Here is a 9,798-nt window from a genome sequence, read left to right as displayed (position 1 = left end):
CCCCGCGCGCCGCCCCCGCCACCGCCCCCGGCCTGCTGGTGTGGGACGCCACGGGCCGCGCCCCCATAGGGGGGGGGGGGGGGCGCCCCGGCGCCCCCCGGGGGGGGGGGGGGCCGGGGGCCCCCCCACCCCACCGGCGCCGCTCAGAGCTGCTCGGCCAGTCCGATCACGATGCCCTCGGGGCCGCGGACGTAGCAGAGCCGGTAGATGTTCTCGTACTGCACGATCTCGCCGACCAGTTCACCGCCGATCGCCAGCAGCCTCGCGGTCACGTCCTCGATGTCGTCGACGGCGAACATGATCCGCCGCAGGCCCAGGGTGTTCGCCGGTGCCTCCCGCGGCTCGGGGGCGATCGCCGCCGGCCGGTGGAACCGCGCCAGCTCGACCCGGCCGTGCCCGTTCGGCACCCGCAGCATCGCGATGTCCTGCCGGACGTCCTCCAGCCCGATCACCCGCTCCGCACCGGGCCAGTCCAGCGGTCCCTTCCCCTCCAGCTCCATCCCGAGCTCGACGAGGAACGCGATGACCGCGTCGAGGTCCTCGACCACGATGAGGACATTGTCCATCCGCTGGATCGCCATGCTGGGGGCCTCCTCGGGCACGTCGGCTGCGTCCCCGCCATCCTGCACCCCTGGCCGGCCGTCCGCGCCCTCAGCCGGCCGAGGGCAGCAGCAGCCAGGCGCAGGCGTCGGGCGGCAGCAGGCCGGCGTCGAGGTCGGCGCTGGCGAGCAGGAGGGTGGCGCCCGGCGGGAGGGCGGTGGGGCGGTCGGTGAAGTTCACCAGGCAGGCGAAGGAGCCGTCGCGGGTGAAGGCGAGGACGCCCGGGTCGGAGGGCAGCCAGCCGAGGGCCTCGGGCAGGTCCACCAGGCGGGTGCGGCGCAGGCGCAGGGCGGCGCGGTAGAGGTTGAGCGGCGAGTGCGGGTCGGCGGCCTGGGCGGCGGCGCTCAGGGCGGACCAGTCGGCGGGCTGCGGGAGCCACGGGTCGGCGGAGCCGTCCGGGGAGAAGCCGAGCGAGCCGCCGTCGGGGGTCCAGGGCAGCGGGACGCGGCAGCCGTCGCGGCCGCGGTCGGTGCCGCCGGAGCGGACGAACGTCGGGTCCTGGAGCAGGTGGTCGGGGATGTCCTCGACCTCGCCGAGGGCGAGTTCGTCGCCCTGGTAGACGTACACGCCGCCGGGCAGCGCCATGGTGAGCAGGGCGGCGGCGCGGGCGCGGCGCAGCCCGAGGGCCCGGTCGGTGGGGGCGCCGAGCCGCTTGTCGCCCATGTCGAAGGAGGTGTCCTCGCGGCCGTAGCGGGTGACGTGGCGGATGGTGTCGTGGTTGGAGAGCACCCAGGTGGGCGGGGCGCCGACCTCGGCGTGGGCGGCGAGGGTGTGGTCGACGACCGCCCGGACCGCCTCCTGCTCCCAGGCGCAGCACAGGAATTCGAAGTTGAACGCGGAGTGCAGTTCGTCCGGGCGCAGGTAGCGGGCGAACTGCTGGGGGGTGGGGAGCCAGACCTCACCGACGAAGACCCGGTCGCCCGGGTAGCTGTCGGTGATCTTCCGCCAGGAGCGGTAGATGTCGTGGACGGCGTCGACGTCCTGGTAGGGCAGGTCGGTGACGTCGGGGTCGGGTCCGGCGTCGGGCAGGCCGGGCTTCTTGGCGAGGCCGTGGGCGACGTCGATGCGGAAGCCGTCGACGCCGCGGTCGAGCCAGAACCGCAGGACGGACTCGAACTCGCTACGGACCTCCGGGTGTTCCCAGTTGAGGTCGGGCTGCTCGGGGGCGAACAGGTGCAGGTACCAGTCGCCCGGGGTGCCGTCCGGGTCGGTGGTGCGGGTCCAGGCGTTGCCGCCGAAGTACGACTGCCAGTCGTTGGGCGGCAGTTCGCCGTCGGTGCCGCGGCCGGGCGCGAACCAGAAGCGTTCCCGTTCGGCGGATCCGGGCCCGGCGGCGAGGGCCTCCTGGAACCAGGGGTGCCGGTCGGAGCAGTGGTTGGGCACCAGGTCGACGATGACCCGCAGGCCGTGGTCGTGGGCCTCGACGATCAGGTCCTGGGCCTCGGCGAGGGTGCCGAACAGCGGGTCGATGTCGCGGTAGTCGGCGACGTCGTAGCCGCCGTCGGCCATCGGCGACAGGTACCAGGGGTTGAACCAGAGGGCGTCCACGCCGAGGTCGCGCAGGTACGGCAGGCGGCTGCGCACGCCCGCGAGGTCACCGACGCCGTCGCCGTTGCCGTCGGCGAAGCTGCGCACGTAGACCTGGTAGATGGAGGCAGTGCGCCACCAGGCCGGCGTGGGGCGGTGGTTGGGCTGGGTCACGGGGTGTCTTCCTGTTCGTGGACGGGCCCGGGCCCCGGTCCTGGTGCGGACCGGGGGACGGGGTACAGGGGTGCGGGTGCCGCGGGGCGCGGGATGCGGGGCGCGGGATGCGGGGCGCGGCGGGGCGGGGCTCGGCGGGGCTACCAGCCGCTGTTGCCGGTGCCGCGCTCGATGGTGAAGCCGCCGGTCATGTTCAGCGGGGCGCCCGCGGTCTGGGCGACCACGGTGTTCGAGAAGGTGCCCCTGCCGGTGGCGTTGCCCTCGATGCCGTTGTTGCCGGCCTTGGTGATGGCCAGTCCGTCGACGCGCAGGTCGGCGATCTGCTTCTGCCAGGAGATCAGGAGCCCGCTGTAGGTGGAGTCCTCGACGGTGTTGTTCCGCAGGACGACGGGCTGGGTGATGTCGCTCTGGTCGGCGTACACCCACAGGGCGCCGAGCTTGGCGTTCCAGTTGACCTCCATGCTGCCGGTGCGGCGCAGGACGTTGCCGGAGACGGTGGTGGTGCCGCTGAACGGCTGGCCGAAGCGGGTGGAGACGGCGATGCCGGCCGCGGCGGTGACGGTGTCGGAGATCAGGTTGTTCTCGACGCTGTTGCCGCTGCCGCCGTAGACGGCGGCACCGTTGGCGAGGGTGGGGAGCTGCACGGTGTTGTTGCGGAACGCGCTGTCGGTCACCGCCGCGCCGTCCGACCACATGGCGAGCGCGTCGTCGCCAGTGCCGCGGATGCTGCTGTGGGAGACCACGGCGCCGCGTACCGCGCCGTGCAGGTTGACCCCGTCGGCGTAGGTGTTGCGGATGCGCAGGCTGCTCGCCTGGAGGCCGGTGGTCGGGGCGTTGATCCACAGGCCGACCTTGGTGTGCTGGATCCAGACGTTCCTGATCACGGATCCGGTGCCGAAGTCGCCCTCGATGCCGGCCTGGCCGCCGGCGTCGTCGCGGACGGTGTTCTGGCCGTCGATCATCAGGTTCTCGACGGTGCTGGTGCCGCCCTGGCCGTACAGCCCGCCCTTGAGGCCGGTGCCGCGCAGCACGGTGTACCAGACGCCCGCGCCGCGCAGCTTCACGCCGTTGAGGTTGACGTGGTCGGAGACGGTGTACGTGCCGGCCGGGAGGAACAGGCCCTTGCCCTGGTTCTTGGCCGTGGTGAGCGCGCTGTTCAGGGCGGCGGTGACGTCCTGGCCGCCCGGGGTGACGCCGAGGGCCTGGGCGGACAGGTAGCCGCTGGGCAGGGTCTCGGCGGCGCCGGTCTCCTCCGCCTCGACCAGGTCGAGGGTGTAGGAGGCGGCGGTGTCCCCGGCGTCCTTCTGGAGGCGCAGCACGGTGCCGGCCGGCAGGGTCTGCCCGAAGGTGGCGCGGGTCTCGTCGAAGAAGCGGTGGGCCTGCCCCTCGCCCGGGTTGTTGGTGTAGGGGTAGGCGCCGTAGACCCAGGCGTACCGGGAGGTCAGCTGCAGGTCGGGCAGGGCCTGGCCGTTGGCGTAGGCGCTGAGGGTGGCGTCGGCGCCCTTGCCGTCGGCGCTGTCCGGGAGGGAGTAGCGCAGGTTGACGGCGTTGGCGGCCTTGGTGAGCCGGATCTCGACGTACTGCCCGGTCTGCGACAGCGTGACGGCGCTGCGGCCGGAGGCCTCGGAGGCGAGGGTGAGGTAGGTGCGGTCGGGCGTGAGGACGGTGCCGTTGGTGGTGCCGGCCTCGGCCTCGTAGGTGGTGAAGGGGAGGGTGGCGCCCACGCCGACCGGGTCGGGCGTCGTCGTTGCGGTCGGCGACGGGCTGGGGCTGGGGCTGCTGCTGCCGCTCGGGGTGGTGGGGGTGAGGCTGTCGAGGTTGACGTTGCCGCTGTCGGCGGCGGTGAACTTCAGCGCGACGGTGTTGGCGCCCGCGGCGAGGGCGACGGGCTGCTCGACGGTGGCCCAGCTGTCCCAGCCGGCGGTGGCCGGCAGGGTCACCTGGCCGGCGGAGGCGCCGTTGACCAGCAGGGTGAGGGTCTTGGCGGAGCCGGTGCCGTTGGCGTACCGGATCGCGACGCTGCCGGCGCCGGCCTGGCCGGAGGTGACGGCGAAGGTGGTGGTGGCGTTGCCCTTGTTGCCGTCGGTGTAGCCGCCGACGAAGCCGGTCCCGGTGTACCCGGTGTGGTCGGTGGCGACCACGGCACCGCCGGAGAGCGCGGCGGACTCGGCCTGCAGGGCGGCGCCCGGCGCGGTGGTGCCGGTGGTGGCGGTCAGGTTGTCGAGGTTGACGTTGCCGCTGTCTGCGGCGGTGAAGGCGAGGGCGACGGTGTTCGCCCCGGCGGCGAGGGTGACGGTCTGCTCGCTGCTCGCCCAGGTGTCCCAGTTCGCGGTGGCGGGGAGCGTGATCTGCCGGACCTTGGTGCCGTTGACCAGCAGGCTCAGGGTCTGCGCGGAGCCGGTGCCGTTGGCGTACCGGACGGCCACGGCGGCGGCACCGGCCGCGGGGGCCTGCACGGTGAAGGCGGTGGTCGCCGCGCCCTTGTTGCCGTCGGTGAAGCCGCCGACGAAGCCGGTCCCGGTGTACCCGGTGTGGTCGGTGGCGACCACGGCTCCGCCGGAGTTGGCGGCGGACTCGGCCTCCAGGACGACGGAGGCGGCCTGCGCGCCGGGGGCGAGCGACCACAGGGCGAGACCCGCGACGATCGACGCGGCGGCGGCCAGGGCGGTGGCCTTGATGGTGCGGGACGTGCCGGGTGCTGGGTACACGTGGGCTCCCGAAGGTGACCGGGGCACGGCGGCTCCGGTGTGGGGGTGGGTGGGGGTGGTGCGGCGCCGGCGGCCTGTCACGGCTGCGGCCGGCCGGCGCCGGGTCCGAGGGGCGGGCCCGCCCCCGGGGGTACGTCACCGGGGGCGGCGGCCCGCGGGGGCCGGCCTCGACGAGGCCGTGGGGGTCAGCCCTTGAGGCTGCCGGCGGTCAGGCCGGCCATGATGTGCCGCTGGAACACCAGGAAGATCACCAGCAGCGGGATGCTGGCCATCGCCATGCCGGCCAGCAGCTGGTTGGCGGGCATGTCGTTGGCGAGGGTGTTGAGGGCGACGGTGATCGGCTGCCCCTTGGGGTCGGGCAGCGTCAGCATCGGCCAGAGGAAGTCCTTCCACACGCCGACCACCGCGAAGATGGACACCACGGCGAGGACGGGCCGGGCCAGCGGCAGCACGATGTGGACCAGGATCCGCAGCGGGCCCGCGCCGTCGATCCGGGCGGCGTCCACCAGCTCCTCCGGGATCTGGTCGAAGAACCGCTTCAGGACGAAGATGTTGAAGGCGTTGGCGCAGGCCGGCAGCCAGATCGCGAACGGCGTGTTGATCAGGTTCACGTGGATCAGCGGGATGTCCACCACGGTCAGGTAGGTGGGCACCAGCAGCGCGGAGACCGGCAGCATCAGGGTGGCCAGCATCATCGCCAGCACGACGTTGCCCAGCACCGGCCGCAGCTTCGACAGCGCGTACGCCGCGCAGACGTCGACCACCAGCTGGAACAGCAGGGCGCCGGCCGCCAGCAGCAGGGTGTTGAGGAAGTAGCGTCCGAGCCCGGTGCTGCTCCACGCCAGGCCGTAGCTCTCGGGGTGGAAGCTCTGCGGGATCAGCGTCGGGTCGGGCTCGGCGAGTTCGGCCGAGGACTTCAGCGCGCCGGTGATCATCCAGTACAGCGGGAGGACGAACGCGGCGGTGAAGGTGACCAGGACGGTGCCCAGCACGGTCCGGTACAGCACGCGCCCGAGCGGACGGTCGATCTCGGCGGGGGCGACGAGGGTACGGACCGGGGATTCGGCGGTGGCCATGGCGGGTTCCTCTCAGCCCTTGGAGCGGGTCAGGCGCAGGTACAGGCCGGCGAACGCGCCGAGGACGACGAACAGGACGGTGCTCATCGCGCTGGCCAGGCCGAAGTCGTTGTAGACGAAGGCGTACCGGTACAGCAGCAGCAGGACGGTGACGGTGGCGTCGTTCGGCCCGCCGCCGGTGAGCACGAACGGCTCGATGAACACCTGCATGGTCCCGATCACCTGCAGCAGCAGGGTGATCAGCAGGATGAAGCGCATCTGCGGGATCGTCACGTGCCACAGCCGCTGCCGGATCGAGGCGCCGTCCAGCTGCGCGGCCTCGTACAGTTCGCCGGGCACGCCCTGCAGCGCGGCGAGGTAGATCAGCGTGGTGGTGCCCATGTTGGCCCAGGTGGAGACCAGGACCAGCGACAGCATCGACAGGTTCTCCGACTCCAGCCACTGCTGCGCCGGCAGGTGCAGCACCGCCAGGGCCTGGTTGAACAGGCCCGGGCCCGGGTCGTAGAACCAGCGCCACAGCAGCACGGTGACGATCGGCGGCAGCATCACCGGCAGGTAGACCGTCATCCGCAGGTACGCCCGGCCGTGGCGCAGCTCGTTGAGGACGACCGCGGTGACGAACGGCGCGGCGAAGCCGAACACCAGGGCCAGCACGGTGAACCAGAGCGTGTTGCGCCAGGCGGTGAGGAACAGCGGGTCGTCGAAGAGTCGCCGGAAGTTGTCGAGGCCGACCCAGGTCGCCGGCCGGGCGAAGTCGACCTGCTGGAAGCTCAGCAGGAACCCGCGGACGATCGGGTACCAGGAGAACAGCGCGAAGGCGAGGACGCCGGCGCCGAGGAACAGGTGGGCGACGAGGTTGTCGGCGACGCGGCGCCGCAGTCCCGCCCGGCGCGGGGAGGGGGACTCTGCGGGGTGGGCGGCGGGCGCCCGTGTCGCGGGCCGGCGCGGGGCGACGGCGGTTTCGGCCTTCATGGCGGGTGGCTTTCGGCTCGGGCGGGCCGGACGGGACCGGACTGAACGGACGGGCGGACGGGCGGACGGGCGGGGCGCGGTCGGCGGCGGGAGGGGTGGGCCGACCGCGCCCCGGGCTCACTGCGCGGTGGCGAGGATCGCGTCGACCTTCTTCTGCGCGTCCGCCAGCAGGCCGTCCAGGTCGGCGTCCTGCTTGGTCAGCACCGCCTGCATGACGCCGTCCAGCACGGTGTAGATCTGCTGCGCGTTCGGCGGCTCGACCTTGACCTTCACCTCGGCGGAGCGGTCGACGAACGGCTTGTAGTTCTGCTGCGGCACGTTCGCGTACTTGGCGTGGGCCGCCTTGACGGTCTCGCCGCTCTTCCCGTCGAACAGGTCCGGCTGGGGCAGGCCGATCGGGATGTCGGAGCCGGCGGACTTCTTGTCGATCTCTTCCTGGCGCTCCGGGTTGAGGTACTTCCACTGGATCCAGGCGAGGCCGGCCTTGATCTTGGCCGGGGTGTCCTTGGGGTTGAACATGAAGCCGTCGCCGCCGCCGAGGGTCGCGGTGCCGGGCATCGCGGCCAGGCCGTACTCGTCGTACTTGCGCTCGAACTGCTTGACGATGGTGGGGATGTTGTCGGGGCCCGCGAGGTACATGCCGAGCTTGCCCGCGCCCATCATCTTCTGGACGTCGGGGATCTCCAGCAGCTGGCGGCTGCCCATGCTGGTGTCGGTCCACCGCATGTCGTGCAGGTACTGCAGGGCCTTGCGGCCGGCGTCGGAGTTGAACGCGGCCTTCCACTTGCCCGCGTCGTCCTGGGTGGCGACGTCGCCGCCGAGCGAGTAGATCCAGGACGTCAGGTGCCAGCCGCCCTGGTTGTTCTTGCTGAAGTCGGCGTAGCCGGTGATGCCGTCGCCCAGCGCGGTGATCCTCTGCGCGGCGGTGCGGACCTCGTCCCAGGTCTTCGGCGGCGTGTTCGGGTCCAGGCCCGCCTTCGCGAACAGCTCGCGGTTGTAGAGCAGGCCCATCGAGTAGTTGCCGGTGGGGATGCCGTAGACCTTGCCGTCCTTGCCCTGGAAGACGCTCTGCAGGCCGGGCTTGAGGTCCGCGAGCGCCGGGACGTCCTTCAGGTAGGGCGTGATGTCGGCGGCCTGGTGGCGCTGGACGAGGCCGGCGGGGTCGGTGAAGTAGACGTAGAAGACGTCCTCCAGCTGCCCGCCGGCGAGCTTCGCGGCGAAGGTCTTCGGGTCCATCAGGCCCTCGTGCGCGTCGATCCTGATGTTCGGGTGACCGGCCTCGAAGGCCTTGACGTCGTCCTCGAAGTTCTTGCGGTCCACGGTCTGGGTGGCCGGGGGAAGGCCGTTGACGGAGATGGTGACCACGCCCCCGGTGTCACCCGCGCCCCCGCCGCTGCCGCCACTGCCGCAGGCACTGGCCACGAGCGCGACGGCCGCGGCCAGGGCCACGGCGGAGACACGGCGGATTCTGTTGCTGCCCATGCTGATCGGACCTTCCGTGGATCCTGCAACCGCTTGCACGCAGACATGGATCTCCTGCAAGCGGTGTGACGGATGAAGAGGCCCGGCTCGGTTGCATCGGGCTCTCGTCGATGAACCGAACACTGACATTGTGAACGCAAAAGGTCAACGCTGTAACGCAACATCCTTACGCTGCTCTATGGTTTCGTGACCTACCTCCGGGTAGCGGTCACCCTGGGTGCCGTGCACGTCGACCCGCGCACAATCAGCTCCGGCTCGAACAGCACCTCCTCGGCCTGCACTCCGCGACCCTCTATCTGCTCCACCAGCGCTTTCGTCGCCGCGGCGGCCATCGCCACGATCGGCTGGCGCACCGTGGTGAGCGGCGGATCGGTCGCGATCATGAACGGAGAGTCGTCGAACCCCACCACCGAGACGTCCCGTGGAACGACCAGCCCCTCCCGGCGCAGCCGCCGGATCGCCCCCAGTGCCAGCGCGTCGCTCGCACACACCACGGCGGTCGCCCCGGCCTCCACCAGCTTCGGAACCGCGGCCGCGCCGCCGTCCATCGAGAACATCGCGTGCGCCACCAGCCGGCCCAGCTCCCCCGCCCGTCCGCGCCGGCGCAGGTGCTTCGCGAACGCCTCAAGTTTGCGCACGGACGGTACGTGTCCCGCCGGGCCGAGGAGCAGTCCGATCCGCTCGTGGCCGAGCGCCTCCAGGTGGGCCAGCGCCTGCTCGACGGCGGCCGCGTCGTCCACCGCGATCAGCGCCGCCCCGCGGTGCCCGTCCGCCGCGTTGATCAGCACCACCGGCACCTCGCGCTCGCGCAGCGCCCGGCCCTGCTCGGGCCCGGCGTCCGCATAGCTGGCCCCCACGAACACGATGCCGGCCACGTTCTGCCGCAGCAGCATCTCGATGTAGTTCGCCTCCGACACCCCGTCCGAGGTTCGGGTGCACAGCACCGGCATCAGCCCCTGCTTGCTCAGCGAGCCGGCCAGCATCTCGCAGAACCCGGGGAAGACGGGATTCTGCAGGTCAGGCACCACGAGCCCGACCAGCGGCGCCCGCTCCGAGCGGAACGCCGAGGGGCGCTCGAACCCCATGACGTCCAGGGCCGTCAGCACCGACTCCCGCGTCTCCCGCGCCACCCCCGGCCGGTTGCGCAGCACCCGGCTCACCGTCGCCGTGCTCACCCCGGCGAACCGGGCCACCTCGTCAAGCTTCTTCGTCATGCGCGAAGCGTACAGAGCTTCGCGCAAAAAAACGACTGAGCTATG

The 9,798-nt window shown here is 72.0% G+C and carries 7 protein-coding genes; all 7 read right to left on the bottom strand.

The window, feature by feature from the left end:
* Positions 1 to 143 precede the first annotated feature (143 nt).
* Positions 144 to 581 carry a VOC family protein gene (locus ACGFX4_RS36455; protein WP_393084245.1) on the bottom strand — a complete coding sequence of 146 codons (438 nt, stop codon included), beginning with the start codon at positions 579 to 581 and terminating at the stop codon, positions 144 to 146.
* 70 nt (positions 582 to 651) lie between these two features.
* Complete coding sequence (locus ACGFX4_RS36450) at positions 652 to 2,301, bottom strand: glycoside hydrolase family 13 protein (RefSeq protein WP_393084243.1); 1,650 nt, start codon at positions 2,299 to 2,301, stop codon at positions 652 to 654.
* Positions 2,302 to 2,441: 140 nt separating this feature from the next.
* A complete protein-coding gene (locus tag ACGFX4_RS36445) occupies positions 2,442 to 5,009 on the bottom strand; it encodes a carbohydrate-binding protein (protein WP_393084240.1) in 2,568 nt (855 codons plus the stop codon).
* A gap of 185 nt (positions 5,010 to 5,194) precedes the next feature.
* Positions 5,195 to 6,085, bottom strand: coding sequence for a carbohydrate ABC transporter permease (locus ACGFX4_RS36440; protein ID WP_393084237.1), 891 nt, complete (start codon positions 6,083 to 6,085; stop codon positions 5,195 to 5,197).
* Positions 6,086 to 6,097: 12 nt separating this feature from the next.
* Positions 6,098 to 7,057, bottom strand: coding sequence for a carbohydrate ABC transporter permease (locus ACGFX4_RS36435; RefSeq protein WP_393084234.1), 960 nt, complete (start codon positions 7,055 to 7,057; stop codon positions 6,098 to 6,100).
* 117 nt (positions 7,058 to 7,174) lie between these two features.
* The gene (locus ACGFX4_RS36430) at positions 7,175 to 8,539 is read right to left on the bottom strand and encodes an ABC transporter substrate-binding protein (protein ID WP_393084231.1); all 1,365 of its coding nucleotides are present in this window, start codon (positions 8,537 to 8,539) and stop codon (positions 7,175 to 7,177) included.
* A 191-nt stretch (positions 8,540 to 8,730) separates the two neighbouring features.
* A complete protein-coding gene (locus tag ACGFX4_RS36425; RefSeq protein ID WP_393084228.1) occupies positions 8,731 to 9,753 on the bottom strand; it encodes a LacI family DNA-binding transcriptional regulator in 1,023 nt (340 codons plus the stop codon).
* Positions 9,754 to 9,798 lie beyond the last annotated feature (45 nt).

Origin of the sequence: Kitasatospora sp. NPDC048365 (assembly GCF_043200835.1) — a bacterium.
Classification (GTDB): Bacteria; Actinomycetota; Actinomycetes; order Streptomycetales; family Streptomycetaceae; genus Kitasatospora; species Kitasatospora terrestris.
Note: the sequence above shows the minus strand (reverse complement) of the source record. Positions and strands in the feature narration are given on the sequence as shown.

Bases quoted from the DNA above. Each gene is read 5' to 3' on its own strand.
- ACGFX4_RS36455 (WP_393084245.1), bottom strand. From the start codon at position 581: ATGGCGATCCAGCGGATGGACAATGTCCTCATCGTGGTCGAGGACCTC.
- ACGFX4_RS36430 (WP_393084231.1), bottom strand. From the start codon at position 8,539: ATGGGCAGCAACAGAATCCGCCGTGTCTCCGCCGTGGCCCTGGCCGCG.
- ACGFX4_RS36425 (WP_393084228.1), bottom strand. From the start codon at position 9,753: ATGACGAAGAAGCTTGACGAGGTGGCCCGGTTCGCCGGGGTGAGCACG.
- ACGFX4_RS36440 (WP_393084237.1), bottom strand. From the start codon at position 6,085: ATGGCCACCGCCGAATCCCCGGTCCGTACCCTCGTCGCCCCCGCCGAG.
- ACGFX4_RS36435 (WP_393084234.1), bottom strand. From the start codon at position 7,057: ATGAAGGCCGAAACCGCCGTCGCCCCGCGCCGGCCCGCGACACGGGCG.